This is a genomic window from Prochlorococcus sp. MIT2302 (assembly GCF_059772385.1).
This window is the reverse complement of sequence record NZ_CM186285.1, coordinates 675,892-702,764: the sequence shown is the minus strand read 5'-3', so window position 1 is coordinate 702,764 and position 26,873 is coordinate 675,892. Positions and strand designations below refer to the sequence as shown.

Annotated in this window: 26 protein-coding genes; 8 read left to right on the top strand and 18 right to left on the bottom strand. The window is 35.5% G+C overall.

The genetic code is table 11. From position 1 onward, the window contains the following. Nucleotide 1: 1 nt before the first annotated feature. The gene (locus AC6EI2_RS04305) at nt 2-1,240 is read right to left on the bottom strand and encodes an MFS transporter (protein ID WP_498463167.1); all 1,239 of its coding nucleotides are present in this window, start codon (nt 1,238-1,240) and stop codon (nt 2-4) included. Between AC6EI2_RS04305 and AC6EI2_RS04300 the strand changes: the two genes are divergently transcribed. Continuing rightward, nucleotides 1,225-2,820: an alpha/beta hydrolase gene (locus AC6EI2_RS04300; protein ID WP_498463166.1), complete on the top strand. Its 1,596-nt coding sequence runs from the start codon at nt 1,225-1,227 to the stop codon at nt 2,818-2,820. The genes AC6EI2_RS04305 and AC6EI2_RS04300 overlap by 16 nt on opposite strands. On the opposite strand, the gene AC6EI2_RS04295 is transcribed toward AC6EI2_RS04300, so the two are convergent. The 11 genes from AC6EI2_RS04295 to AC6EI2_RS04245 form a co-directional block, all read right to left on the bottom strand. Continuing rightward, nucleotides 2,814-3,836 (bottom strand): ABC transporter permease, encoded by a 1,023-nt coding sequence (locus AC6EI2_RS04295; RefSeq protein ID WP_498463165.1) that lies wholly within the window; start codon nt 3,834-3,836, stop codon nt 2,814-2,816. The two genes, AC6EI2_RS04300 and AC6EI2_RS04295, sit on opposite strands and share 7 nt — an antisense overlap. A 2-nt stretch (nt 3,837-3,838) precedes the next feature. After that, nucleotides 3,839-5,416, bottom strand: a complete 1,578-nt coding sequence (locus AC6EI2_RS04290) for an ABC transporter substrate-binding protein (protein WP_498463164.1) — start codon at nt 5,414-5,416, stop codon at nt 3,839-3,841. 38 nt (nt 5,417-5,454) lie between these two features. Beyond that, the gene (locus AC6EI2_RS04285) at nt 5,455-5,673 is read right to left on the bottom strand and encodes a DUF8657 domain-containing function (protein WP_498463163.1); all 219 of its coding nucleotides are present in this window, start codon (nt 5,671-5,673) and stop codon (nt 5,455-5,457) included. 92 nt (nt 5,674-5,765) lie between these two features. Beyond that, the gene (locus AC6EI2_RS04280) at nt 5,766-7,082 is read right to left on the bottom strand and encodes a homoserine dehydrogenase (RefSeq protein WP_498463162.1); all 1,317 of its coding nucleotides are present in this window, start codon (nt 7,080-7,082) and stop codon (nt 5,766-5,768) included. A 34-nt stretch (nt 7,083-7,116) separates the two neighbouring features. Beyond that, nucleotides 7,117-7,569: a SufE family protein gene (locus tag AC6EI2_RS04275; RefSeq protein ID WP_498463161.1), complete on the bottom strand. Its 453-nt coding sequence runs from the start codon at nt 7,567-7,569 to the stop codon at nt 7,117-7,119. 40 nt (nt 7,570-7,609) lie between these two features. Then, entirely contained in the window at nt 7,610-8,206 is a 597-nt protein-coding gene (locus tag AC6EI2_RS04270) for a 5-formyltetrahydrofolate cyclo-ligase (RefSeq protein ID WP_498463160.1), read from the bottom strand. Nucleotides 8,207-8,234: 28 nt separating this feature from the next. Then, nucleotides 8,235-8,699, bottom strand: coding sequence for a crossover junction endodeoxyribonuclease RuvC (gene ruvC / locus AC6EI2_RS04265; protein WP_498463159.1), 465 nt, complete (start codon nt 8,697-8,699; stop codon nt 8,235-8,237). Then, nucleotides 8,700-9,788 carry a magnesium chelatase ATPase subunit I gene (gene bchI, locus AC6EI2_RS04260; RefSeq protein ID WP_498463158.1) on the bottom strand — a complete coding sequence of 363 codons (1,089 nt, stop codon included), beginning with the start codon at nt 9,786-9,788 and terminating at the stop codon, nt 8,700-8,702. Between the two features lie 111 nt (nt 9,789-9,899). Beyond that, nucleotides 9,900-10,973 carry a serine hydrolase gene (locus AC6EI2_RS04255; protein WP_498463157.1) on the bottom strand — a complete coding sequence of 358 codons (1,074 nt, stop codon included), beginning with the start codon at nt 10,971-10,973 and terminating at the stop codon, nt 9,900-9,902. Between the two features lie 57 nt (nt 10,974-11,030). After that, the gene (locus AC6EI2_RS04250; RefSeq protein WP_498463457.1) at nt 11,031-11,768 is read right to left on the bottom strand and encodes an RNA methyltransferase; all 738 of its coding nucleotides are present in this window, start codon (nt 11,766-11,768) and stop codon (nt 11,031-11,033) included. After that, complete coding sequence (locus tag AC6EI2_RS04245) at nt 11,765-12,157, bottom strand: c-type cytochrome (protein ID WP_498463156.1); 393 nt, start codon at nt 12,155-12,157, stop codon at nt 11,765-11,767. Before AC6EI2_RS04245 ends, AC6EI2_RS04250 begins: the two co-directional genes overlap by 4 nt. A gap of 56 nt (nt 12,158-12,213) precedes the next feature. On the opposite strand from AC6EI2_RS04245, the gene petG reads away from it, so the two are divergent. Continuing rightward, complete coding sequence (gene petG, locus AC6EI2_RS04240) at nt 12,214-12,333, top strand: cytochrome b6-f complex subunit V (RefSeq protein WP_011294783.1); 120 nt, start codon at nt 12,214-12,216, stop codon at nt 12,331-12,333. Here petG and rsmD read toward each other — a convergent pair. From rsmD to AC6EI2_RS04220, 4 genes are all read right to left on the bottom strand, one after another. Further along, the gene (gene rsmD, locus AC6EI2_RS04235; RefSeq protein WP_498463155.1) at nt 12,281-12,916 is read right to left on the bottom strand and encodes a 16S rRNA (guanine(966)-N(2))-methyltransferase RsmD; all 636 of its coding nucleotides are present in this window, start codon (nt 12,914-12,916) and stop codon (nt 12,281-12,283) included. The two genes, petG and rsmD, sit on opposite strands and share 53 nt — an antisense overlap. Nucleotide 12,917: 1 nt before the next feature. Then, a complete protein-coding gene (hisH, locus tag AC6EI2_RS04230; protein WP_498463154.1) occupies nt 12,918-13,547 on the bottom strand; it encodes an imidazole glycerol phosphate synthase subunit HisH in 630 nt (209 codons plus the stop codon). Nucleotides 13,548-13,606: 59 nt separating this feature from the next. Next, on the bottom strand, nt 13,607-13,930 hold the full coding sequence (trxA, locus tag AC6EI2_RS04225; protein ID WP_038653576.1) for a thioredoxin: 324 nt from the start codon (nt 13,928-13,930) through the stop codon (nt 13,607-13,609). A 216-nt stretch (nt 13,931-14,146) separates the two neighbouring features. Further along, entirely contained in the window at nt 14,147-15,310 is a 1,164-nt protein-coding gene (locus AC6EI2_RS04220; protein WP_498463153.1) for a GuaB3 family IMP dehydrogenase-related protein, read from the bottom strand. A gap of 252 nt (nt 15,311-15,562) precedes the next feature. Here AC6EI2_RS04220 and gyrA point away from each other — a divergent pair, with 252 nt between their 5' ends. Further along, complete coding sequence (gene gyrA / locus AC6EI2_RS04215; RefSeq protein ID WP_498463152.1) at nt 15,563-18,184, top strand: DNA gyrase subunit A; 2,622 nt, start codon at nt 15,563-15,565, stop codon at nt 18,182-18,184. Nucleotides 18,185-18,189: 5 nt separating this feature from the next. Next, complete coding sequence (crtL, locus tag AC6EI2_RS04210) at nt 18,190-19,419, top strand: lycopene beta cyclase (RefSeq protein ID WP_498463456.1); 1,230 nt, start codon at nt 18,190-18,192, stop codon at nt 19,417-19,419. Here the strand turns inward: crtL and AC6EI2_RS04205 are convergent. Continuing rightward, the gene (locus AC6EI2_RS04205) at nt 19,416-20,981 is read right to left on the bottom strand and encodes a glycoside hydrolase family 57 protein (RefSeq protein ID WP_498463151.1); all 1,566 of its coding nucleotides are present in this window, start codon (nt 20,979-20,981) and stop codon (nt 19,416-19,418) included. The genes crtL and AC6EI2_RS04205 overlap by 4 nt on opposite strands. A 333-nt stretch (nt 20,982-21,314) precedes the next feature. Here AC6EI2_RS04205 and AC6EI2_RS04200 point away from each other — a divergent pair, with 333 nt between their 5' ends. From AC6EI2_RS04200 to AC6EI2_RS04190, 3 genes are all read left to right on the top strand, one after another. After that, nucleotides 21,315-22,934: a 2-isopropylmalate synthase gene (locus AC6EI2_RS04200; RefSeq protein ID WP_498463150.1), complete on the top strand. Its 1,620-nt coding sequence runs from the start codon at nt 21,315-21,317 to the stop codon at nt 22,932-22,934. Nucleotides 22,935-23,049: 115 nt separating this feature from the next. Then, nucleotides 23,050-23,289 (top strand): hypothetical protein, encoded by a 240-nt coding sequence (locus tag AC6EI2_RS04195; RefSeq protein WP_498463149.1) that lies wholly within the window; start codon nt 23,050-23,052, stop codon nt 23,287-23,289. Between the two features lie 54 nt (nt 23,290-23,343). Then, on the top strand, nt 23,344-23,733 hold the full coding sequence (locus AC6EI2_RS04190) for a hypothetical protein (protein WP_498463148.1): 390 nt from the start codon (nt 23,344-23,346) through the stop codon (nt 23,731-23,733). A gap of 36 nt (nt 23,734-23,769) precedes the next feature. Here AC6EI2_RS04190 and AC6EI2_RS04185 read toward each other — a convergent pair whose 3' ends face one another. Next, nucleotides 23,770-25,857 (bottom strand): HDIG domain-containing metalloprotein, encoded by a 2,088-nt coding sequence (locus AC6EI2_RS04185; protein ID WP_498463147.1) that lies wholly within the window; start codon nt 25,855-25,857, stop codon nt 23,770-23,772. A gap of 71 nt (nt 25,858-25,928) precedes the next feature. Between AC6EI2_RS04185 and folD the strand changes: the two genes are divergently transcribed. Further along, entirely contained in the window at nt 25,929-26,840 is a 912-nt protein-coding gene (gene folD / locus AC6EI2_RS04180) for a bifunctional methylenetetrahydrofolate dehydrogenase/methenyltetrahydrofolate cyclohydrolase FolD (protein ID WP_498463146.1), read from the top strand. The last annotated feature ends 33 nt before the right edge of the window (nt 26,841-26,873 follow it).

The following is a 26,873-nucleotide window of genomic DNA, read 5'->3' as shown; positions in this document are numbered from 1 at the left end:
TTTATTTAATATTCTTAGAAATAGGTAGTAAAAATATACAAATAAGACTAATAATTAACCACAATTGAAATGCTGTTCCGTAGTTATCCATTAATTTGCCAGCAATCCATGGTACGGTTAGAGAACTAAAGCCAAAACACTGAGAATATAAAGCTATAGCTGAACCTTGATATTTAATTGGAGAAGTTTTTATTATTGCATCTGAAGCAGATGGTAGGAATATACATAGGGAAATTGTTAGAGGCACGAAAGCTATAAGTATTAATAAATATCCATGAAGTAAGAAATTTGATAGCGATAAGAAAATAGAACCTATAAGAAGTGATATTAAGCATATTCTAAATTTAAAAGATGATCTTTTATCTCTTAAAATATAACCAACTGGCCATTGAAAAATAGCAACTAAAACAAGTTTAATTGTTACTAATGTGGCAACTCTTTCCTCCGATAATGGTGGTCTTATGATTCCTCCATTTGCCAAATCAAGTGGTAGAATACTCTGCAATAAACTCATCACTCCTGTTATAAATAAAGTTATTAATAATAAAGGCACTAACCTTATTAACCATTTTTTATTTGATAGTTTATCTTTCCCTTTGTATTTGGCTTTTAAATCATCTTTGGATTGGCATTGATTATTTTTATTTTCTGATTCTAACTTATTAATTAGCATGTTAAATATATACAACATGCAAGAAATGTCTATAAAATATATCATTCTTGCCAATTCAAAGTATGTTCCAAGGGTGCCTAAAAAAACCCCAACAGTTACACCAATTGCATCAGCACTTCTTGCAAGTGAATACCCTTCGCTTGACTTGATGTCATTATTGCAATTCAAAGGGACTCCTAATTCTGCTGAGGGCCAATAAATTCCAGCCGCTGCACCTAAAAAAAACTGACCACAAAGATAAGCTGTATAGTTCTGCGAATAAAAAAGAATAAAGTCAGAAAATATTGCCACTAAGCATGCAGCTTCAATTGCTTTTGCATAGCTTAATTTTTTGTCAAGTAAATACCCTGTCCCTAATCTTGTGGTTATTCCCGCAAATGCAGCAATAGTGATCCCACTCCCGATTTGTCCAGCTGTAAAGCCTAGAGTATTAAAAATTATTGGACTTAAATACAATACCCCGCCTGCTCCTATCGCTGTCCAAAATCGAGCCTTTATGATTAATCTTAGGGATACGGGGAATCTTTCCCAATAATTGCTAACACTAGAAGTTGAGAACAAATTCATTCATTAAAAAATTAGTTGTTCTTGGAACAGTTGGAAGCTTACTAGCTCCTTATTCTATTTATCCAAAACTTCATGCAGCGGAGAGATTTGAAATCCATTTTGATGGAATGTCTATTCCAATTTCTATTAAAGAATTGATTGATTGGAGTAATGGTTTAGAGGAAACAAATTCAGAATTGGCAAGCTGGCTCAATTTACTTGGATTTAAAGAAAGGAAAGGGTTGGCAAAGTTTTTAAATACACCCTTGGTAAGAGATAAAAGTATGGCAAGACAAATTTTACGAAGTTGGTCTGGCCGCAAATTACTTGATGAAGTAAGTGATCTAATACTCATGGATGAAGATAGCTCTGGTGAGAGTGTTCTAGATACTTTGGAAAACCTTCTAGTGAAAAAGGATGAGGTGACAACTTTTGATCTTCTAAATTCACTTTCTGTTAAAGCAATTCATATAGATTTAGATGGGTGGATTGAAGTTGCTAAAAATTGGAGAAGTGAATTAAATAAACAGCAAAAACTCATTTCAGATTTGGGAGCAATTAATGAAATATCTTCTAAAAGGGAGGAACGCAATGTATTACCTTTCGAGATTAAAGAAACTGAATATAAATTGGTTTCCTTAATTGTGCCTCATCGAGATGAGCCCTTAAATTTAGAGGTTTGGAACCCAACCTTTAGAGAGGAAACAAGAAAGAACTGGGTTTTGTTAATGCCAGGATTGGGAGGTGATCGTAATCATTTTAATTGGCTGGCAAGAAGTCTTAGTCATAATGGTTGGCCTGTTGTAGTTCTTGATCATCCAGGAAGTGACTCGTTAGCATTAGAAGCCTTGGTCAAAGGAAGACTTCCCCTCCCTGGCGCTGAAGTTATCCCTGATCGATTGAATGATTTAGATAGTGTTCTCAAGGCAAAAGAATTAGGCAAGATTGATATTTCAATTGAGAACGTTGTCTTGATGGGTCATTCTTTAGGTGCTCTTACAGCTATTTTGGCTTCAGGAGTTGAAATAGATGATCTTCTTGAGAATAGATGTCAGAAGGTACTTGATAATCTTTCTCTTACTAATTTATCTTCGCTATTGCAATGTCAGCTAGTTGATATCAGTTTGCCAGAAAGAAAAAGCATGGAAAATCTTTCATCAATTATTGGTATGAATAGTTTTGGGAGTTTCTTGTGGCAAAAGAATTTAGCTAAACAGATAAATGTTCCTCTTCTTCTGACTGGAGGAACTTTTGATTTGGTCACACCATCTATTAGTGAACAACTTGGATTATTGCTTTCTTTGAGTTCTAGCCCATCTAGCAGAGTCCTTTTAATAGAAGGGGCTAGTCATTTCTCACCTATTAGAGTGGAGGGGCAAATGTATCAGTCCGAAGGTAAAGATTTATTTAATCTAGGAGAATCAATCGTTGGTTATCACCCACTTTCTGTACAGAGTTTATTATCTTTTGAGATAATAAACTTCTTAGAAAAATTAGAAGATAAAGAATCAATTACTTCTAATACAAATTTAACTAGAGATGAGCTAACATTTCATATTTTGGACAGAAATACAATTCAAAGGCTTATCGATATTCAATAGCTTACTCTTGGATCAATAAATGCATTAAGAATATCTATAAAAATACTAATAAATACAACAATACTTGATATTACAACAACTATGCCTTGAACAACTGCATAGTCTCTCTGGTTAATTGCCTCTTGGAGTCCAAGAGCAATACCAGGCCATGAAAATGTGATTTCAATTAAAAGGGCACCACCAATTAAAGAAGAAACTGTTAATCCAGTAATTGTCAATATTGGAAGAAGTGTATTTGGTAAAGCATGTTTAAAAAGCAATCTGATATCACTTATGCCACGACTTCTTGCAGCCTCGATATAATCTTTTTTAAAAATCTCCTCCAAGTTCAATCTTAATGAACGACTAAATATTCCGCTTAATAATATCCCTAGAGTGAGAGAAGGTAATAATAAATGTTTAATAGAACTAAAAAATACTTCAATGTTTTTATTTAAAAGACTATCTAAAAGTAAAAAACCAGTAAGGGCAGGAGGCGAACTCAGCCCAGGAGCTAATCTTCCACCAATGGGTAGCCAACCAAGCAATACGGCAAAAATTATTTGAATTAGCATCGCTGCCCAAAAAGGGGGTAGAGCGTAGGTTCCAATACCAAAGAGCCTTCCAAAAAAATCTATTTTCCCTTCTGGTTTAACTGCACCTAAAAAACCAATTAAATATCCAAATAATGATGCTATTAATAATGCAAATATAGCTAATTCTATACTTGCTGGAAGAGCTCTAGAAATAATTACTTTTACAGGTTCTTGTGTGTTTAACGAAATTCCTAAATTTCCATGCAGTAAGTGATTTATATATTCAAGGTATTGATTAATTAAAGGTTTATCTAATCCAAGTTTGATTCGAAGACTTTCTCGTGCAAATTCATTAGCACGAGTTCCTAGAATTGCATCTACGGGATCGCCTGGTGCGATTCTAAGTAATATAAAAACCAAGCTGGAAATGATCCAAAGCATAATTGGCAATAGAGCTAATCTCGAGAGGACATATTTGAATAGTTCCTTTTTAGGTGTCAAAACTAATCTCTTTTTAAGTTTTTTAGAATAATTAATCCATCCCTTGAGAATTCTGGTTGACTTATATCTTTTAAAGACCAAGCTTTAGGATTAACTAGCCAAACAGGGAGGTAGGCACTTCCTTTTGCTGCAAGTTGTTCCACTTTTATTAAAATATTTAATCTTAATTCCCCCTCTAATTCTTCACTTTTTTGCAATAATTCTTTCACTTCATTATTACCCCAGAAACTACCACTGAAAACTGCTTCGCCCTTAAGGCAAATATTATTTTCTATTTCATTACAACTTAATAAAGGATTTAAATATGCTTCTGGGTCTGGATATGCTCCAGTCCAATCTAGTATCACTGCTTCAAAAGCTCCTTCAGAAAGTTGCTTGTAAACGGTGGTTGATTCAATTCCATTTAAAGTTATTTTGATACAATCAGATAAATCTCTTTTGATTTGATCTTTCCATGTTAGGGCAAGTAATTTATCAGCAGGTACATTTGATCTAAACGTTAGTGGAATAGTAAGAATATCAGTTTCACAATAACCTTCTTTCTTTAATAAGAATCTTGCAAAATCAGGATTATATTTAGGCCATGGAGAAAGTTCTTTTTTATGTAATTGAGTAGGCACTATTGATCTGAGTGGTTTTCTAAGCCCAAAACTTACTTGCTGACTAATTAGTTCTCTATCAAGCGTATAAGAAATTGCCTCCCTAATTGTTTTACTTTTTAAAGGAAACTTGTTGCTTCTTAAAGTTATAAACCCTATCTCTAGCGGCTCACCTTGACCTGAGTTAAGCTTTTCATTCTTGACCATATTATTTAATGCTAAACGCTGCATATCATCTATTGAATTTGAGATAAGTACGTCAACTTCTTTCGCTTTAATAGCTCCAAAAAGAGTACTAGAACTACTATAATTAATAAAGTCAATACCTTTGTTTAATGGCTTTTGACCCCAATAGTTTTTGTATGGTTTGATTATTTGTTGATTTGAGCTGAAATCTTCTAATAAGTAAGGACCAGTTCCTATAAAAGTTTTATTGTTAAACTTATTTTTGTATTTCGAATATGAACTAGGAGATATAGGTGTTAAATTTACTGACGTTAATAGGCTTTTTAAAGAACTCGAGGGCTTCTTTAACTTTATTCTTAGGAGGAATTCATCTTTGACTTGAATAGCCTCTACCTTGTCATTTAATAGATAATTTAAAGTACCTATCTTCATGAAGCGATCAAGACTAAACTTCATCGCTTTTGCATTGAAAATAGTTCCATCGTGAAAAGTAACATTTTCTCTGAGCGGTACATCTATTTGCATTCCATCCTTGCTTACTTTTGGTAAATCATTAGCCAAGCTTGGGTAAAGATTCCCTTCCTTATTTATTTTGTATAAAGTGTCACCTAGAGCACTTAATATTTGTATTGTTCTAAGAGTATTTGCCTGAGCAGGATCAAGAGATTCTATTTTACCTGCACTTGCTACAATAATATTTTCTCTTTTATTACTTTGAACGCATGAAAACTGTAGAAGGATTAAGAGAATGCTTGATAGGTATAAAATATTATTAATATAATTTTTTTTGAACATTTAGTGTAATTTTCTAAAAAGATTTTTAAGGTCACTTCTTAATGATTTGGAGATACTTGTTTGATTGATATCTCAAAGACAGGAGATCCATTAGAATTAAGCGGCCATTCACGAACCCAGCATTTTTTATAAGCATTATCTATTCCTAATACTTGAAAAAGTTTTTTTTGATTTTTTAGGTAAACACAATCTCCTTGATTAATATTCTTTTCTACTTCTTTTCTGGTTTTTTCAATTACGTTTTTGGATGATGTCATGGTTTAGTTTCGAAAAGAAACTTAAACGAAAATTTCTTTTGTTCTATTTATATAACTAGCAACTTAATTTTGATTTGACTAGTTTTCGTTAGCTAAAGGCAACCCATTGTTGCAGCAATTCTTTTAACTTGTGATAAATTTTTTATATCTAAAAGAGCCTCTTCAAGTTGACCTTGCTTAATCTTGTGAGTAATAACTACTATCTCTGCTTCCTCCTCGGTTATATCAAACTGGACAATTGACTCAATAGATATTCTCTTTTGTCCAAAAATAGTACCTATTTCTCCAATAACTCCAGGACTATCTATGGCAATTAGCCGTATGTAATTCTTTTTCGTGATTTGCTTCTTTTCTGCTACGTGACAAGTTCTCCAACTCTTTGCAGATAGAAGTGGGTCTAAACTAAATATATTGCTATCACTCATAGACTGAATACCTGCAATATTAAGTATGTCTGCAACGACAGCTGAGGCGGTTGGACCTGATCCCGCACCTGGTCCGAAAAACATTACCTGCCCTATAGGATTTCCTTCAACAAGAATTGCATTATTCACTCCATTTACCCCTGCTAATGGATTATCTTCTGGTACCAATGTGGGCTCAACCCATATTGATAGGGGTTGACTCCCGTTGATCTGGGATGGAGAGTTATCCTTTTCGGAAATAGCCAAAAGTTTAATTCCATATCCTAATTTTCTGGCGTAATTAACATCTACCGCTTCTAGACGGTTTATTCCAGTTGTTGGAATGCTAGATCTATTAATTGCTCCCCCAAATGCAAGTCCACTAAGGATTGCAATTTTGTCGGCTGCGTCTGATCCCTCTACATCAGCTGCAGGGTCACTTTCTGCATATCCAAGCTCTTGGGCGTCTTTTAAAACATCAGCATAATTAACTCCTTCTTTATCCATTCTGGAAAGTATGTAATTAGTTGTTCCATTTATTATTCCGCTTACTTTTGTTATTTGATTCCCCCCTAAAGATTGCTTTAGAGGCTCGATTATTGGGATTCCTCCTCCTACTGCTGCTTCGATGAGGACATAAACCCCAGCGGCTCTAGCTTCATTTGAAATTTCTTCACCATGCCTTGCAATTACTGCTTTATTTGCTGTGACAACAGACTTGCCTGCTCTTATGGCTTGGATGATTAGTGATTTTGCAGGCTCGATACCACCCATAACTTCAACCACTATTTGAATTTGGGGATTTTTTACTATTTCTATTGGATTTGTCGTAAGGATTGAATTTGGTATGTTGATTTGTCTTTTCTTTTGAAGATCTCTTATTGCAATGCCAACAAGTTCAAGTTCACCAACCAATGGATGTCTATCATTTGGGTTGTTAATGATATTTGCAACACCCTGCCCAACAGTGCCTAGGCCAAGTAAACCGATACCAATTTTTTTCATGTTTTATAAGGCGATAATTTTGTTCAAATACTATTTATTCGTTATTTGAGCTTGGTAATGACAGGTTTTTAGCTTGAGATCTCATTTTCAGGAATATGTTGAGAAAACCATTCGCTCTTGATGGAGTCAAGCTTTTGCTTAATCCTGTCATCTCAATGAATTTTTCATCTATCGAGAGTACTTCAAAAGGGGTAAGTTCATTCAAAGCTTTTATTAGAAAAGCTAGCAATCCTTTTGTTATGAGTGCATCTGAATAGCCTTTCCATTGAATTTTTCCATTCATAAGAATTCCAAGAACATATACTTCTGAAATGCATCCATTTACTTTAGTAGTCTCCATACGAAGATCCTCATTTAGTAATGGCAAGCTTTTAGCTAGCCATAAGATATATTCATAGCGCCTTTTGGGATCTGAGGTTGATTGTAGACGCTCTATGAGATTATCCAATGAATCACTTCCATAAGATTTTTCTTTGATTTCAGTCACCTCTTTAGATCAGAATTGATTTATCTTAAACCCTAACTAATTATTTAGTTGCTTCAATTTGATGTAGCCCTTTTTCGCTAATCCAACCATTAAATGGCAGGTCCCATTTATCTCTAGGGAGTGGTTTTTTAGATATGCAATTATCACTGATCACTACAAATGATGGTATTGAAAACCACAAATCTTTTTGTCGAAGACGATCAAAGTACCCTCCTCCATAACCTAATCTGTAGCCATTTTGATCTATAGCTATTGCAGGAACAAGCAGAATAGAAATATCAATAGGGTTAATAGAATTTTCTTGCTTTGGTGCTGGAATTTTGTTTGAATCCAGTACTAATTGATTGTTTGACCAATGATGATAACTAATTGTTTTATTTTTACAACTTGATGGTAAAGCAAATTTTTCATCGCTATTGTCTTTGATAAATCGTATATCTACTTCTCCTTTTAATGGCCAATAAATACCTATAAATTTATCTTTAACATGATATTTAGGTAAAAGTATTTTTAAAGCTAATTTTACTTTGTTTTGTATCCTATCATGTACTAAGGATGAGTTCGATTTGCGTATCAAATTATATTCTTTTCTTTTAATCTCTTTAATTAATTTAATATCTTTATGCTTATTTTTCATGAACTATTATAGTTAAATTTTATTCGAATTATTTAAGAAAGATTCCAGTAAGAGCAATTGCTAGTGCATCTGCAGCATCATCAGGCTTTGGCGGTGAAGTGATACTAAGCTCATCCATCACAGAGCTCAACACCTCATCTTTATCTGAATGACCATAGCCAGTAACTGCAAGTTTGATTTGCATTGGTGGGAATTCTTGAATTGGAAGATTGTGTTTTCCTAAAGTCATCATTATGACTCCGCGAGCCTGGACAACGCTAATTGTCGTGCTTGAGCGATAGAAAAAAAATTTTTCTACTGCGGCACAACTTGGATTCCACTTTCTTATTATTGAGCTTAAATCATTTGAAATTTCTAAGAGTCTATTTTCTTCTTTTTGTGTTGATTTTGTTTCTATGATCCCGCAATCAATCATTATTTTCTTTCCTTCTATGTCATCAATAATTCCATAACCTACCCTTGCTAGTCCTGGATCTATTCCAATTATTCGCACTTAATTTTTTGTAGCTAATTCAAATTCAGAAACATCATCACTTTCATTTCTCTCAAATACTTTACAAAAAGCTTTTATAACTCTATCTCCTGAATCGACTGTTTCTAGAGGGTCTTTTCGAAGTCTGTGCCTTAAAGCCGTTGAGACAACACGAGCAATATCCTCTTCGGTTACCTCTTTTCGTCCTTCAAAGGCTGCAAGAGCTCTAGCTGCTCTATTGGTAACAATATCTCCTCTAAGACCATCAACATCAAGTTCACCACAAACTGCAGAAATCCTTAGTCTGAGATCTTCATCGATAGAAACCTCGTTAAGCAAGTTTTGAGCATCAACCACTTTTTTCTGAAGGATGTCTTGTTTTGCCTGAACCGAATCGCTAAAAGCATCAGGATTATTGTCAAAGGCTGTGCGTTGGTCTACAACTTGAACGCGAAGTTGTGCTTCCCTTACAGTTCTTACCTCTACGCTCATTCCAAATCTATCAAGTAATTGCGGCCTTAATTCTCCTTCCTCAGGGTTGCCTGAACCAATAAGTACAAACCTTGCCGGATGTCGAACCGATATACCTTCTCGTTCAACTGTATTCCAGCCTGAGGCAGCAGAGTCAAGAAGTACGTCAACAAGGTGATCGTCTAATAAGTTGACCTCGTCAACATACAACAACCCTCTATTCGCTTTCGCTAGAAGTCCTGGCTCAAAGGCTCTAACTCCCTCACTAAGAGCCTTTTCAATATCAATAGTTCCACAAAGCCTATCTTCAGTAGCACCTAATGGAAGATCAATCATCGGTACTTGTTTCTCTCCTTTTTGAATGTCACCCCCACCGTCTATTTTCTCTCTGACGTCATTGCTTTGAAGGTCTGGATCATCAAGCGAACTGTTGTAGGGATCTCCTTCAACGACTTCAATAGCAGGTAAAAGATCCGCAAGAGCTCTTATTGTAGTTGATTTCCCAGTGCCTCTATCACCCATTATCATCACTCCGCCAATCCTCGGGTCAATAACATTTAAAAGAAGCGCTAGCTTCATTTCCTCCTGTCCAATCACTGAGGTGAACGGAAAAACTCTGCGTTTTCTAGTTGAACTCACTTTCTTAGTACTATTAACAAGATTGTTTCATAAGCAGGCCACTTTAGATTGATTAAGTTCAAAAAAAAAACGATAATAAATAGCAAAAGTTTATTTAAGCCGGTAAAAATTTTAATTTTGATTACTTGATTTTTGATCTGGAACTAAAAATGGTACTAATTCTGCGGATAGATTTCTTATCAACTCTGCAGACCTTGGGTCGTTATAGGGGCCTTTAACTATAAAACTTGCGAATGCTCTGGAGTTATAAGGAGTTTGAATTAGAGCGGTATCTGAATAAGCGATTCCAATATCACCAGTTTTGTTGTGAACTAAATAACCTTTCAATGAAAGATGATAGTCAGTTTCTTGAGACTCTTTCCCCAGACCTCTTAAAATTCCAGATGGTATTAGTGTATTTGTTTTTGATTTTTGCATTATTTCTCTAAAAATATCTCTAGAACTAACATTAAGTAGATAACCATTGTCTACAAGAGCCATTGCTAATGATAGATCCTTTGTAGATGTAAGATTTGTTCCATCTAGGTCAGGAAGATAGTTATTTAGCTGTGTATTTTTCAACCCAATTTCTTTGAATTTTTCATTAACTATGTTTATTCCTCCTATTCGTTTTATTAGTAAATTAGTTGCTGTATTATCACTAACTCTGATCATTTCTGAAGCTACTTCAAAAACAGGGAATCCTTCTCCAATTTTTTGATATGCCATCCATCCTGAACCACCACCAATTGTATCTTCTGTCAGTATCAATTTTTCATTCCAAAATATTTCTTCTTTCTCTAGCATCCTAAGTAAAATAATTAATATAGGAACTTTAATGCTACTTGCTGCAGACAAACTGGTTTCAGATTCTATTCCAGCATAGATTTTATTGTCTAATGACAAGAAAAAAGCACTAACATTTAAATCTGGATTTTTTACTATAAGGGTTTCCCATTTATTGATTAATTCTTTTTGCCTTTCAAATCCCTCTAATTTATTACTGTAAAATAATGACAAGTTGGATCTTCTGGTTAGCAATTCTTTTCCCAAAGACCTTGATGATTTTTTTCCTATATTGATTTTTTTGTTTATTTTATAGCTTTGATTAATAGGACCAATTATGCTTAGTAAGGTCCCAAGTAAAACTGATATTCCGATACTCGTTAAGAATATGTTTATTATTAATTTGAGATAACTTTTCACTTTGAATTAAATGTATATAAATCTTTCCTGTTTATTGTAGCTTGTTATTTTAATAATTCATTCTTTATTTTTAATCTTCCATCTTGCTTGACTAATTATTCCTCTAATTAGAGCAACTTCATCATCTTTTATCTCACCTCTTACAAGCAATTTTTTTATTTTTGCCATTTTGGCTTTGTAAGTATGTTTCATTAAAAAACCAATATCAAGTAAAAGGCTACCTGCATCATCAATACAATCTTCTAATTTAATTAAATTAGCAGGATAGCTTATTGTTTTATGGTGTTTTGATAAACCAATCTCATTAAATTGATTTAATTCATGAAGAATGATTGCTACTGCATGAGAAAGATTTAGGGATGGATAATCTCCACTTGTATTAAGACTGATTACTTTGTTTGCTTTAAGAAGTTCTTCGTTAGACAAACCTCGATCTTCTCTTCCGAAAACCAAAGCTATTGTTTCTTCTCGTTTTGACTTGAGAGCCCAGCAGAGTGCATCTTTATTTGAATTAAGAGGGATATCTCCATGTTCTGTTCTCCCGCAAGTAGCGATAATCCTAGAGCAGTCTGAGAGGGCTGAATTTAGATCCTCATATACAATTGCTTCTTTTAAAATGTTTACTCCTCTGACGGCCATCCTTTTTGCTTCTTGATTTAAATAATCACATTTAGGAGAGACTAGCCTTAATTCATTAACACTAAAGTTTTTACAGAGTCTTGCGACGCTACCAATATTGATTGGTCCTGATGGCTCAACCAGCACTACAATCAGAGTTTTTTTATTAATCACTATTTATTAAGAGAGTGCATATAGGCCAATAGATCTGCCATTGATTGAGGGTCAATTTCAAAACTTGGCATTGGCGGAGTCAATCCACGAATAACTTGATTTATTATCTTTTTATCATTCATTTCTTGGGTAGCTTCATGGAGGTCGGGGCCTACAAAACCTTGAGCGGAAATCCCATGGCAACCGACACAATTGATTTTGAATAATTTGCTGCCAGATAAAGCTTCACCTTGAATAGACAAAGTTTCAGTTATGAAAGGGTCTTGTTTAAAGCTTCCCATGCTCCAAAGAAAGATAATGAAGACAAAAGTTGCAGAGGATAACAAGAATATTCTCCAAGGACTAATCTTTTGATCCTTATTAATTAATGCTTTTGATGACGGAGTATTCACTAAAACCTCTTTGACATGAAAGAATTGTTTTTAGTAATCAATAGAAATCTTAGCCAATGATTGAACCACTCTTGTGTGGGATTGTTCTTGGGCTTGTTCCAATAACTTTATTAGGTCTTTTTGTCAGTGCATGGAATCAGTATCGTCGAAGTAGTTCAATGCCTGATTGGGAATAAGAAAAAGAAGAGAGGTGTTTCCATAAAATTTCTCTTTGTTTAGTTCCCAACCATTATGTATTCTTGGCATTGATTTTGATGAGCATTCGCATATCAAAGTAGATGATTCTTTAACCCATTGCTTAGACAATAAAAGTTCTTGAGAAAGTTCATATAAACCAGATTCGTATGGAGGATCAAGAAAAACAAAATCAAATTTTTTCTCAGTACTTTGAGAGTCTTTTGTAAATTCAATTTTTTTGTTTTTTGGTCCTTTTTTTAAAAAGGAGATCAGTTCATTGCATATGACTTCAACATGTATTGAATTATCCATACTATTAGATACTTCGATAAGGTTTCTCTTGCATGTTTTTGCTGTTTCCCTCTGATTCTCAATTGCAAGTACCCTTTTTACACCTTTTTGAAGTGCCTCGCATGCCATTGCGCCGCTTCCACTGCAAAGATCTAACCAACATGCTCCTTCCAGGTCTTTCCCAAGAATATTTATTATTGCCTCTCTGACTTTGGAAGAAGTAGGCCTTGTTTTTTTGTTTAAAGGACTTTCTATTCTTTTCCCCGAAATAAGTTTAAGTTTTCCTTTCAAGTTAAAATGTTGTTTTTTTCAACCAATTAATCCAATTGAAAATAAGTTTTTGTCCTGCGATTCCTGATTTTTCGGGATGAAATTGACAGGCACCAGTATTTTTATGCCAGACCATGGATGAAAAATCAGTCTTACCGTATTTTGTAGTGGCAACGGTGTTTTTCTGTTCTAAAGGACATGCCGAGTAAGAATGGACGAAATACATCCAGCTAGAATCAGAATAATTTTCTAAAATAGGACATTTATTTGTTTTATATATTGGAGACCAACCAATGTGAGGAATCCTCTCATTTTTTTCTTGAGGTAATTTACGAATATGTCCTTTTATAACTCCTAAACCTTTTGAGTTTCCCTCATCACTAGTCTCGAAAAGAAGTTGTAACCCTAAACAAATTCCAATAAGAGGTTTTCCGTTATTTATCCAGTCAGTTATTGAAGGAATTAAATCAGTTTTTTTTAAATTACTCATAGCAGGATCAAAAGCACCTACTCCAGGAAGAATTAACGCATCACAAGAATTGAGTTTTTTTACATCGCTGATAACATCCAAAGGTTGATTAACCCTTTTAAAAGCTTGACATACTGAAAAAAGATTACCCATCCCATAATCTATTAATCCAATTTTTGCCAATAGATCTACCCTGAAATCATTTAATAGGAGCTTGAAAAGCGAAATCTACAATTTGCCATTTAGAGATGCTTGGATATCGTCCCAGAGAGGGTTGCTTTAGGAACTGCACCAACAACAGTATCTACTTTCTGCCCTCCTTTAAAGATCATTAAAGTTGGAATGCTTCTGATCCCATATTGACTAGCAACATTGGGGTTCTCATCAGTGTTTAATTTGAAAACTTTTATTTTTCCTTCGAAATCTTTTGAGATCTCCTCAACAATTGGTGCAACCATTCTGCATGGCCCACACCATGGTGCCCAAAAATCAACCAAAACAGGCACATCACTCTGGAGGACTTCTTGTTCGAATGATGAATCAGTTACTGCAGAAGCTGTGGACATACCTTGGAAGTCTTAAGAACTTGATCATAACAATTGTATTTTGCCTAAAAAAAGCTTTGCTGCCATTTTTAAACGAAGTTTGAATATTGATTTAAGTGCATTTAATAATAAAAACCCGAACGTGTCGGGCATTTTTGTGTGTGAGGAGTGTGAAAGCTGAGGCTCTCACTACTTAATTTTAGCGATTGTATTTAATTATGAAATCTTTCGGTAACTTTATTTTCCCATTCCAAGTTGTTGTGCTTTTTGGTAAACCTTTCCTTCTGTTAACAAAGATGGTGCCACAACTACCTCAACTTTTTGCATTTCTTTGATATTGGTAGCACCTAAAGTTCCCATAGAGGTTTTGATTGCACCCAATAAATTGTGCGTTCCATCATCAAGAACTGCAGGGCCACATAGGATACTTTTTAAACTTCCTGTTGTACCCACTTTGATCCTCGTTCCTCTTGGTAGGACAGGGCTTGGAGTTGCCATCCCCCAATGAAAACCTTTCCCAGGAGCTTCCTGAGATCTTGCAATTGGGGATCCAATCATAACTGAGTCGGCACCACAAGCTAAGCACTTGCAAATATCCCCACCAGTGATAATTCCACCGTCAGCAATGATTGGAACATATTTTCCGCTTTCTTTTTGAAAATCATCTCTTGCGGCAGCGCAGTCAGAAATAGCTGTTGCTTGTGGAATACCAACACCTAATACCCCTCTTGAGGTACATGCTGCTCCAGGGCCGATACCAACCATTACCGCGGCTGCTCCTGCTCTCATTAGCTTTAAAGAGACTTCGTATGTAACACAATTTCCAACGGCAACTGGCAATCCAATATTTTGGCAAAGATCATAAATGTCGAGGTTTTGACTACCTTCTTTCCCCAGGTGTTCTGTTGAAACAACAGTTGCCTGTAAAAAGAACAGGTCAGCTTCTGATTCTTTGATTAACCCCTTGTACTTAATCGCGGCTAATGGGGTTCCGCTTACTGCAGCAATTCCCCCACCTTTTTTAATTTCTTGAATTCTTTTTGAAATTAATTCTTCTTTTATCGGTTGCTTATAAATTTCTTGCATTAAAGGAACAAATCCTTCCTTCCCAATTGATTGGATTTTGGTTAGTACTTCTTCAGGATCGTCATATCTAGTTTGAATTCCTTCTAGATTTAAAACACCCAGGGCTCCTAAGCTCGAGAGGGCCAATGCCATCTTTACATCCACAACGCCATCCATTGCACTAGCGATTATGGGAATATCTCTTTTAATGCCACCGATTTCCCAATTGGTTTTTGTGATTTCAGGGTCAACTGTTCTTCCTCCGGGAACTAATGCAATTTCATCAATTCCGTAGGCTCTTCGAACGGTTTTGGTGCGTCCTAGTTGAATATTCACACCTAAATTTTGTAAGTTCTCGTCAAACTACCAACTCAAGTGCCAAATTGAGCAAATGTTGGGAATAGATAATCAAGATTTTGGTGTTTCTTTCATTATTGGAAGATTATTTGGGCTGCTTTGAGCCAATTTATATCATGTTTTTGTAATAGTTGATTTCGTTTAGGGTGATTTACTTTCAGATGTATGGTTATTCACTTTAAAAGGTTTATTAATTCACAGATGTTCTTATAATTGGTAAAACACTTATATATGGCTGATCCATTGGGGCCTAATAGTACTGGTCCTGGGGAATCCGACGATCGGATCATACAGACTGATTTAAGAAACGAAATGTCGCGTTCCTACTTGGAATACGCGATGAGTGTGATAGTTGGCAGAGCTTTGCCTGATTCGAGAGATGGACTTAAGCCTGTTCATAGAAGGATTTTGTATGCCATGTATGAGCTTGGGCTAACTAGTGATAGGCCATACAGGAAATGTGCACGTGTGGTTGGAGAAGTTTTAGGTAAATTCCATCCCCATGGTGACACAGCCGTTTATGACGCCTTGGTTAGGATGGCGCAAGATTTTTCAATGCAAATGCCCCTCATTGATGGGCATGGGAATTTTGGATCTGTTGATAATGATCCACCGGCTGCAATGAGGTACACGGAATCAAGATTGCAATCTTTGACCACTGATAGCTTGCTTGAAGATATTGAATCTGAAACAGTTGATTTCGCAGATAATTTTGATGGATCTGTTCAAGAGCCAACAGTATTGCCTGCAAGAATACCTCAATTGTTATTAAACGGATCTTCTGGAATAGCTGTAGGTATGGCAACAAACATACCTCCCCATAATCTGGGGGAATTGATTGATGGATTGATGGCTTTAATTTCTAATCCTGAGTTAGAAGAAATAGAGTTGATGAATATTATCAAAGGCCCGGATTTTCCAACTGGTGGACAGATACTTGGCAGAAGTGGAATTAAAGAAACATACATTACAGGCAGAGGATCAATAACAATGCGTGGAGTTGCTGAAATAGAAACAATTGAGAATACAGGTAGACCAGATAGGGATGCAGTGATAATAACTGCACTTCCTTATCAAACAAATAAAGCAGCATTAATAGAGCGAATCGCTGATATGGTTAATGATAAAAAACTTGAAGGGATTGCAGATATAAGAGATGAAAGTGACAGAGATGGAATGAGAATTGTCGTTGAGTTAAGAAGAGATTCTTACCCTCAAGTTGTTTTAAATAATTTATTTAAGCTCACTCCTTTGCAGACTAATTTTAGTGCAAATATGCTTGCATTAGTCAATGGTGAACCAGTTACATTGTCACTTAGAAAGATGTTGCAAGTATTTCTAGATTTTAGAGTAGAAACTATTGAAAAAAGAACTAAATATCTCCTAAAAAAGGCAGAAAGTAGAGATCACATATTACTAGGATTATTATTAGCTTTAGATCAATTAGATGAAATAATTAGTCTCATTAGATCAGCCTCTGATTCGGCTACAGCTAAAACTAAATTACAAGAACTTCATGGCTTAACAGATATTCAGTCTGATGCTATTTTGCAGATGCAGCTAAGAAGGCTGACTGCATTAGAAGCAGATAAAATAAGACTAGAACATGAAGATTTAGTTGAAAAAATAATTGATTTAAAAGATATTTTAAATAAGAAAGAAAGGGTTTTTGAAATCACAAAAATAGAATTAAATGAAATAAAAGATAAATATAATTCTACAAGAAGAACAGAAATACTAGATCTAGGGGGAGGTCTTGAGGATATTGATTTGATTGCAAATGAAAGATCAGTTGTTTTGTTGACCGAAACAGGATACCTAAAGAGGATGCCTGTGAATGAATTTGAAGCAACGAGTCGAGGTACTAGAGGTAAAGCAGGAACCCGAAGCCAAGGAGAGGAGGAAGTGAAAAAATTTATTAGCTGTAATGATCATGATAGCCTCCTCCTTTTTAGTGATAGAGGAGTTGCTTATGCACTTCCCGCTTACAGAGTTCCTCAATGTAGTAGAACTGCAAAAGGCACTCCCATTGTTCAATTGCTTCCAATTCCAAGGGAAGAAGCTATTACTTCATTACTTTCTGTGAGTTCTTTTGATGATGAAAACTATTTGTTAATGCTTACGAGGGGAGGCTTTATAAAAAGAACACCTCTTTCATCTTTTAGCAAAATTAGAGCAAATGGATTAATTGCAATAGGTCTAGAGGGTGGAGATGCTTTGACTTGGGTTCGATTGGCTGAATCTGGCGACAGTGTTTTGATTGGTTCTAAAAATGGAATGACTATCCATTTTAGATTAAATGATTCCGAATTACGTCCTTTAGGTAGAGCAGCAAGAGGGGTTAGGGCAATGAATCTAAAGTCTGGAGACTCACTTGTAAGTATGGATGTTTTATCTACTGAGTTAGCTGACCATGTTGATAAAAGTGAGGTGCAAGAAGAACTAGAGGATGAGTCATCAGTCTCTGAGGGCCCTTGGGTTCTTGTTGCGTCAGGAAATGGACTTGGGAAAAGAGTTCCTGTTACACAATTTCGTTTGCAAAAGAGGGCAGGCATGGGACTAAGAGCAATAAAATTCAGAAAAGATGGTGATGAGCTTGTAGGTCTAAGGGTTCTAGGAAAAGGAGAAGAATTATTATTGGTTAGTGAAAGAGGAGTAATTGTTAGAACTAGTGCCGATAAAATCTCTCAACAATCAAGAGCTGCAACAGGGGTAAGAATTCAGAAACTTGATAATGGTGATAAGTTGTCGGAGGTTGTTTTAGTCCCTCGAGAACAAACAAATGATGAGGAAGGGAGAGAATCATCCACAATTGATGAACCAATAAATACTGATCCAATGTCTAACAATTGAAATTGATTGATTCTGCTGACGTATTAGTTATGGGAGCAGGACCAGCTGCTCTTTGTATTACTGCTGAGTTGGTTCAACAAGGAATTAAAGTTCAGGCAATAGCTTCTAAGTCTCCTCTAGAACCCTGGCCAAATACTTATGGGATCTGGGCCTCTGAGCTTGAGTCTTTAAATATGCAGGAGTTACTTAAATATAGGTGGAAAGATACTGTTAGTTTTTTTGGAGATGGTTTGAATGAAGAAGGCAATATTTGTACAAACCATTCTCTTGATTACGGTCTGTTTAATTCAATTAATTTTCAAGAAGCTCTTCTAGAAAGATGCAATGGACTTTCTTGGCAAGTTGAGACAGTAAAAAAAATAGATTTTCGTGAAAAAGAAACAACTGTGATTTGCACTTCTGGAAACAAATATTTCGCCAGGCTTGTAATTGATGCAAGCGGTCACAAAACCCCTTTTATTAGAAGACCTGATCATGATGAAATTGCTAAGCAGGCGGCGTATGGTGTAGTTGGGAAGTTTAGCTCTGCTCCAGTAGAGAAGAATCGTTTTGTCTTAATGGATTTCAGACCTGACCATTTGAATTCAAAGCAACTAAGTGAGCCCCCTTCTTTCCTTTATGCAATGGACTTGGGAGATGGAAGTTATTTTGTTGAGGAAACTTCCTTGGCATGTGCGCCTCCTGTTTCTTTTGAAATTTTAAAAGCAAGATTAATTGCACGATTATCAAGCAAAGGAATTCAAATTGAAGAGATAATTCATGAAGAGCATTGTCTTTTTCCTATGAATTTGCCATTGCCATATAGAGATCAACCTCTTTTGGCTTTTGGAGGCTCGGCCAGTATGGTTCATCCTGCATCTGGTTACCTTGTCGGATCACTTTTAAGAAGAGCACCTTCATTAGCAAAGGTAATAGCAAAAACAATTAAAAAAGATCCTTCTCTGCCTACATCTCAGATAGCTAGAAGAGGATGGAATACTCTTTGGACTACTGAATTAGTCCAAAGACATCGGCTTTATCAGTTTGGACTTCAACGTCTAATGAGTTTTGACGAATCCCTCTTAAGATCTTTTTTTGATACTTTTTTTAAATTACCCAAAAAAGATTGGTATGGATATTTAACTAATACGCTTCCTTTGCCAAGACTTTTTATTGTTATGCTCAAATTATTTTCTATTGCCCCATTCAAGGTTCGGTTAGGAATGATTAACTTTCTAATAAAAAAGAAAATTTAGATTTTCTTTTTCCAATCTATAGGAGAGATTAGAGGAAAAATACAATCCTCTCTCTCTATTTCTTTAAATGTTTTTTGATTGATGATTTTACTATCTTTAATAGCATTAATTAACATCCAAAATCTTTTTAGATGCAAGTTGATTCTCTCTCTAGCAAGCTCTGTAGTTGTTCCTGCCTTGAGAATAAAACTCCAATCAGAGGATTGACACAATAAAAGTTCTCTCCCAGCCTGTCTAATTATTTTTATATTTGATTCATCTATTAAACCATCTGAGCAAATACTTACCATCTCTCTCCCAGCTTTACTCCATTCATGAACAATCCATGCATTTGATTTGTCTAACCAATAATCATGAAAGCCACCTTGTCCCCAACTAGATGGAGAAGGATTGCATAATTGGATTTTAGATGTTGATTGAAGAGCCTCTTTTAGCGTGATTAATTTAATACCTTCATTTTTTGATTTGACAAATATATTTGAGAGAAATTTTGGTCCTTCAAACCACCAATGTCCAAAAAGCTCTGCATCAAATGGAGCAATTAACAATGGCTCTATTTGCATTGAATTAGATAGATTTATAAGTTGCTTCTTTCTTGCTTTTAAAAAATTTTCGGCGTCTTTTTTAATACTTTCTTTTGCAGCTTGTGGATCATATTCTTCTTTGTTAGCTAAAGATGTATTTTGAGAAGTAATCTTAAATAATTTAATTCCTAATGGCCTTTTCTCGTTAATACCTATTTTTTTTAAACTCTCTATCGATAAATCCCATCCCAAGTCTCTATGGAATTCTCTGTAGTTTGGATTGCCAGGATAACCATCCCTTGCTGACCAAACTGGAAGAGTTGATTCACTATCCCTACCAAAAAAAGCAACTCCTTTTTTAGTGCAAATTGGAGCATACAATCCATATCTTGGTCTGGGTTCTGCATTCAATAATCCATGTCCATCAAGAACTGCATATCTAAGGCCAGCTTCAGCCATTAATTCATCTAAGCCTTCGTAATACGCACATTCGGGTAACCAAATGCCTAACGGAGCGTTCACAAAAAGTCGTTGATGTTCTCTGACTGCAGTTCTTAATTGAGCTCTAACTGCTTCCGGGTTTTCTCTTAAAAGCGGAAGATATCCATGAGTGGCTGCACAAGTAAGAATATCAATTACTTCTGATGATTGTAATTGCTTAAATCTTCCTACTAGATCACCTTTGCACCTCTTCCAGCTTTCTAATTGTTTTTTAAAGTGATTTTTTAGATGCAGGACTGCTGCTCTGCAGTTTGTTTCAAATGTATTTAAGAGTTCTAATCTAATAGCTACCCATGCTTCAAAGCGATTCTTTAATAGGTCATCCTCTAAAAGCGAAAGCAAAGTTGGCGATAAACCTATTGTGATCTTAGGTGTTTGATCTTTTGCATTCGAGGCCTCTTCAAGGGTTTCTAAAAGTGGTAAATAACATTCCACCAGAGCTTGAAAGAACCAATCCTCCTCAAGTGAACCAGGTTCTTCTGATCTCACGTAAGGTAGATGGGCATGCAGGACTATGGCGAGATTGCCTTTAGCCATTAAAACTCCAAGATTTTCGAAATAGATCTTTGGATACTTATACTCTTTAGTCGCACTAGAATAGATAAACTTTAAGTTCTAATCCAAATCTAGTTAGATTAGACACGTGATTTAGTAAGTTAGAAATAGTTAATTTTGAACTATTACTTAGAATTTCTTCATGCAAATTTGAGGTTCAATCTTAAATTTTAAATTTTTAGAAATAAAAAAAAGAAAAAGATCAATTGATTAGTTAGAAACTTAATGTTTTTTGTAAAAATTTGTTAGAAATATACTACAATTAAATTTATTCTAGACTTCAAAAAGTCTAGTTATTTTTATATTTTTCATGCTATGGCCAAAGATCCAGGCCGAGTGTTAATTTTTGATACCACATTAAGAGATGGAGAACAATCCCCTGGCGCGAGTCTGAATTTAGAAGAAAAGTTGGCTATTGCTCAACAATTAGCAAGACTAGGCGTAGATGTTATTGAGGCAGGATTCCCTTTCGCTAGCCCTGGCGATTTTGCTGCAGTTCAGAAAATAGCTGAGCAAGTAGGTGGAGAAGAAGGACCTATTATTTGCGGATTATCAAGAGCCTCAAAACCTGATATAAAAGCTTGTGCCGATGCAATAGCTCCAGCACCAAAAAAAAGGATACATACCTTTATCGCAACTAGTGATATTCATCTTGAACATAAATTAAGGAAATCCAGAAAAGAAGTTCTCGATATTGTTCCAGATATGGTTAGCTATGCTAAAGGTTTTGTAGATGATGTTGAGTTTTCTTGTGAAGATGCAGCAAGAAGTGATTTGGATTTTTTATATGAAATAATTGAATTAGCCATATCTTCAGGTGCCAATACTATAAATATTCCAGATACCGTTGGATATACAACACCTTCTGAGTTTGGAGATTTAATATTGAATATTAACAAAAATGTTCCAAATATAAATGAAGCAGTTCTTTCTGTTCATGGCCATAACGACTTAGGACTTGCTGTGGCAAATTTCCTTGAGGCGGTAAAGAATGGAGCTAGACAACTTGAATGCACGATTAATGGAATCGGAGAGAGAGCAGGTAATGCTGCTTTAGAGGAATTGATTATGGCTTTACATGTAAGAAGATCATATTTTAATCCTTTTTTTGGGAGACCTCCTGAATCTCCAACCCCTTTAACAGCAGTTAGAACAGAGGAAATAACTAAGTCCTCACGATTGGTCTCTAATTTAACTGGTATGGTCGTTCAACCAAATAAAGCAATTGTTGGAGCGAATGCTTTTGCGCATGAGTCTGGAATACATCAAGATGGAGTTTTGAAGAATAGGCTCACTTACGAAATTATCGATGCAAAAACAGTTGGCTTGTCAGACAATAAAATTTCTTTAGGTAAATTAAGTGGTAGGAGTGCAGTTCGAGCTAGATTAGAAGACCTTGGGTATGATTTGAATAGAGAAGATCTTAATGATGCTTTTGCTAGATTTAAAGACTTAGCTGATAGAAAGAGAGAGATAACAGATCGTGATTTAGAAGCCATTGTTAGTGAGCAAGTTCAACTTCCAGAAGCTTTTTTCCAATTAAAATTGGTCCAAGTAAGTTGTGGCACATCGCTAAGACCCACTGCAACCGTAACTGTCGTTGGAGAAGATGGTGAGGAAAAAACCGCTGTTTCCCTAGGTACAGGTCCTGTTGATGCAGTAGTGCGAGCTTTAAACTCTCTAACTGAAGAACCGAATGAATTAATTGAATTCTCTGTAAAGTCCGTTACGGAAGGAATAGATGCTTTAGGAGAAGTTACGATTCGAATAAGAAGAGATGGAAGCCTGTTCTCGGGTCATTCAGCTGATACTGATGTTGTTGTTGCAGCTGCGCAAGCATACATAAATGCGCTTAATAGATTAGTAGCCGCTGAGGGAAGGAAATCCATTCATCCGCAACATGATCTCGCCAAGGCAGAGAAAAAAGGTGTTTAACTTAGGCCCTTTTTGATATGTGAAATAGGGTTGCGTAAATTTTTTTTTAGAAAAACTTCATTAAACATTATTCAAAGATTAATATATCTTGTGACGATTCGATAAGCGCACATAAATGGCTTTAAAAAGAAATCTTTACCGACTTACAGGACTTGATGGGGCTCCTCATCATGTCCTAGATGCTCCTTATGAAAGTATTGATGCAGCACTTTTTGCTGCAAAATCTTGGTGCAATGGACAAGGATTGAAGTGCACAATTAAAGACAGAGGAATAGGTGTACAAGTGCTTGCAGGAAATGGAACTTGGAGAACAGTTTGTTATCCATCTAATTGTTTGCAATTGTCTCTCGCTTAAAATAAATTGTGATTAAGGTCGTATGTTTCTATTGGAAGGAATAATTTTTTAAAAATGGGTTCAGGAATGCGCGGCTACTGGACACTTGCTTGGTTTGGCTTAGTCTCAAATACTCTTGCAATTCCATTTATTGCCTATGTAGTTGGATCAGGACCACCTCTTCAAACGGCAAATATAACAATTGCTATCAGCCTTGCTTGGCCATCTGCAGCAACTGGGATTGTCGCTTCTGCGGGTTTATTTGCTCAAAGAGGTTGGGGTGTGATTTTATCAATAGTTGCTTTGTCTATGACTCTTTCAGGAACTTTGCCTTATGGGATAATTAGGTTGATCAAAGTAAATGATCTTTTTGGTATTAGCGGCTTATCATTACTTATTGCTTTTCTGAATTTATTAGCCCTACTCTACTGGTGTAGAAGAGGTCACAGAAGAATTAGGCTTTAACTCATTAAATGTTTCATTTCAATAGATACTAATTTCCTACCTTGAATTTAAACTGGGATATTTCAACCTTCTGTGGCGCATCCTCCTCCAGACAGAGACGAAAGCCCTGAGTATTATTTCTATTTCTGCTCTCGTTAAACTACTTTCTTTTAATTGGCCATCAATCTGACGAGACTGAATTATTTTCCTTACTGTTTTGCAAGCATCATTATCCGATGATGATGCGTCTAGAGCTCTTAATGCTGCTTCGCAACCATCTGCAAGCATGAGTATTCCCGTTTCTTTGGAATGAGGAATAGGGCCTTTATATCTGAAACGTTTTTCAGAAACAGAAGGATCTCTTTCTTTGGCTTTATGAAGAAAATAACCCATTTTTAAAGTACCTTGATGTTCTGGAATGAAGTCAGCAATGGGTGATGGAAGTCGATATCTCCTTGCAAGCTTTAATCCTTCATCAACATGTGCTTGAAGAATATCTGCGCTTTTATATGGATTTTTGATTTCTTCATGGGGGTTTATTCCATCTTTCTGATTTTCAATAAACCAATTAGGAGCGTGAAGCTTTCCAACATCATGGTATAGGGCTCCAGTCCTTATTAAGTCAACATCAGCTCCAATTACTCTTGCTCCTTCCTCTGCAAGACTTAAAATTGTTAAAGTATGCTCAAATGTACCTGGTGCTTCTCTAGATAATCGGCGAAGTAACGGACGTTCTTGATCAGCTAGCTCCATTAATCTTGCTCTTGTAAGTAATCCAAAAGTATTTTCCAATATAGGAATAATTAATATCGTTACCATCAGCATTGCACTTATAATAAGTGTTTCATTCAGTAGAGAATTAGTATCAAATGATAGATTATTAAATTCTAAATTTTTTGCTTCAATTAGTTGATTAAATATAAACCATTGTCCTAACAATGCCCCAAAAGGTATAAAAACTGCTATTTGAAGAATTTGTGCACGGCTTCTCATCCTTCTGCCTAAAAAGGCTATAAATGATCCAGCAATGCAAGCAATTATTAATCTAATTTCATTTGAGCTATCAAGAGATGTTGGCCATATTAAACTTGCAGCAGCCATCCAAGCTAATGAGGTCGTTGTACCTATTCCTTGTGAAAGAAGGAGTGTAGGAGGTAATATTAAATGCAATGGGCTTGCAAGCGGACCAAGCCAGTCTTTTGTTAGTTGAACTACAAATAATAAAGTTAAAGAAAGTAATGCATGCTTAGCTTTAAGTCTGGGCTTCTCTCTTCTCATGATCATAAGAAGTAACCCACAACTTCCCATAGATTCTATGAAGGTTATTAACCACTTTAATGGCCTAGGACTTCGACTTACCTTGTTAAAATGTTCTAAGATATCAAAGTCTTGAGAACTTATTGGCTCTCCTTTCTTTGATATTAAGCTACCTTTTTTAACTTTAATAATTTTTAGTCCGTCATTATTTATTAAATTTTCAAGTAATATATTTGTTTTCGAATAATCAATTTTTAAATTACTTTTCTGATAAAAACTACTCGATAATACTTTCGCTCCTAATGATCTGCTTGGATATTCTTTGACACCTAGATCTAGTAACTGTAGAGATGAAGCTTCATTAAGCTGATCAAATGCAAGCGTATTTATAATTCCTTGAGATAACATTCTCTTTGATGCTTTTTTCATCTCTTCTTCCCAGCTTTTCCATTCACTATTGGAAACATTAATCAGCCATTTCTTTTCTGAATCGGTTGGATTAATTTTATTTAGATCTGCTTCGAAAGTAGAATCTTTTAAGGTGCGAAGTTTTTTTATTTTCTTTAAAACAATCTTTTCTAAATTATTTGTTTGATTTTCATCGATAACTTGGAGGAAATTGTCTTCTAAGCCTTTTTTCTTCTCTTTTAGTGCTTTTGTATCTATTACTAATGCATCTTTTGGTGCTATTTCGTTGATTTGAGCAATATCTCCAGGTTTGAGATCCGGAACAGCAAGTAACTTATAACTTGAAAATATTGCTACTAATAGGCAGACCAATAGTAGACCTAACTTGTCAGTTGCTGACCAGCGAAGTATTGGACGTCTGGGAGATTGGCTCCCTAACCATATTCTCCATATTTTTTTTGGACTCGGTAATTTAGCCATAGGCTTTTTTCACCTACGCCTAACGCTAGGTTTAATGCGTTGATTAATTGTAATTGTATTCATTTTTATTTATGCCAAACATTTTAGATGGAAAAAAACTTGCTCAGGAGATTGAACTAATTCTTAAACAGACTATAGAATCTGGATCACAATTTGCGAAGCGACCCCCAGGTTTAGCTGTGATAAGGGTTGGTAACGATCCTGCAAGTGGAGTTTATGTCAATTACAAGGAAAAAGCATGCGATCGAATAGGTGTTAGAAGTTTTGCTAATCATTTAAAAGAAGATATTTCATTGGAAGAACTTAGAGAAATCATTAAAAGTTTGAATGAGCAGAAGAATGTTGATGGAATTTTATTGCAACTTCCTTTGCCTTCGCATCTGGATGAGGATTCCTTGCTTAGGAGTATTGATCCTGACAAGGATGCTGATGGATTACACCCTTTGAATCTTGGACGATTAATAAAGGGTGAAAAAGGCCCAAGATCATGTACCCCTGCAGGTGTTATGGCTCTGCTTAAGAGAAACCAAATAACAATAGAAGGAAAAAGAGCTGTGGTAGTTGGAAGGAGCATCCTAGTTGGCAAGCCAATGGCTCTAATGCTTGAAGCCGCAAATGCCACTGTTACGGTTGCTCATTCAAGAACTAAAGATCTAGTCTCTATAACTAGGGAGGCTGATTTGCTTGTTGTAGCTGCTGGAAAGCCCTATTTAATAGGAAAAAATCATGTAAGTGATAATTGTGTCGTTATTGATGTAGGTATTCATAGACTTAAAGCTGAAGAAGAAAATCTGAAAGAGAGAAAAAAGATCAAACTGTGTGGAGATGTAAAGATGTTTGAAATTGAAGATAAAGTAGCTGCTTATTCTCCTGTGCCTGGAGGTGTGGGGCCTATGACAGTAACAATGCTCCTAGCAAATACCGTTGATAGGTGGCAGAAACATTGTGGATTACCTTTAACTATTAGTCATTTACTTCCATGAATCACAATGTCCTGACAGAATTGATACAAATTA

Bases quoted from the DNA above. Each gene is read 5' to 3' on its own strand.
- AC6EI2_RS04270 (WP_498463160.1), bottom strand. From the start codon at position 8,206: ATGAAAAATAAGCATAAAGATATTAAATTAATTAAAGAGATTAAAAGA.
- AC6EI2_RS04290 (WP_498463164.1), bottom strand. From the start codon at position 5,416: ATGTTCAAAAAAAATTATATTAATAATATTTTATACCTATCAAGCATT.
- gyrA (WP_498463152.1), top strand. From the start codon at position 15,563: ATGGCTGATCCATTGGGGCCTAATAGTACTGGTCCTGGGGAATCCGAC.
- AC6EI2_RS04200 (WP_498463150.1), top strand. From the start codon at position 21,315: ATGGCCAAAGATCCAGGCCGAGTGTTAATTTTTGATACCACATTAAGA.
- AC6EI2_RS04205 (WP_498463151.1), bottom strand. From the start codon at position 20,981: ATGGCTAAAGGCAATCTCGCCATAGTCCTGCATGCCCATCTACCTTAC.
- trxA (WP_038653576.1), bottom strand. From the start codon at position 13,930: ATGTCCACAGCTTCTGCAGTAACTGATTCATCATTCGAACAAGAAGTC.
- AC6EI2_RS04285 (WP_498463163.1), bottom strand. From the start codon at position 5,673: ATGACATCATCCAAAAACGTAATTGAAAAAACCAGAAAAGAAGTAGAA.
- AC6EI2_RS04195 (WP_498463149.1), top strand. From the start codon at position 23,050: ATGGCTTTAAAAAGAAATCTTTACCGACTTACAGGACTTGATGGGGCT.
- AC6EI2_RS04185 (WP_498463147.1), bottom strand. From the start codon at position 25,857: ATGGCTAAATTACCGAGTCCAAAAAAAATATGGAGAATATGGTTAGGG.
- AC6EI2_RS04190 (WP_498463148.1), top strand. From the start codon at position 23,344: ATGGGTTCAGGAATGCGCGGCTACTGGACACTTGCTTGGTTTGGCTTA.
- folD (WP_498463146.1), top strand. From the start codon at position 25,929: ATGCCAAACATTTTAGATGGAAAAAAACTTGCTCAGGAGATTGAACTA.
- AC6EI2_RS04305 (WP_498463167.1), bottom strand. From the start codon at position 1,240: ATGAATTTGTTCTCAACTTCTAGTGTTAGCAATTATTGGGAAAGATTC.
- petG (WP_011294783.1), top strand. From the start codon at position 12,214: ATGATTGAACCACTCTTGTGTGGGATTGTTCTTGGGCTTGTTCCAATA.
- AC6EI2_RS04280 (WP_498463162.1), bottom strand. From the start codon at position 7,082: ATGAAAAAAATTGGTATCGGTTTACTTGGCCTAGGCACTGTTGGGCAG.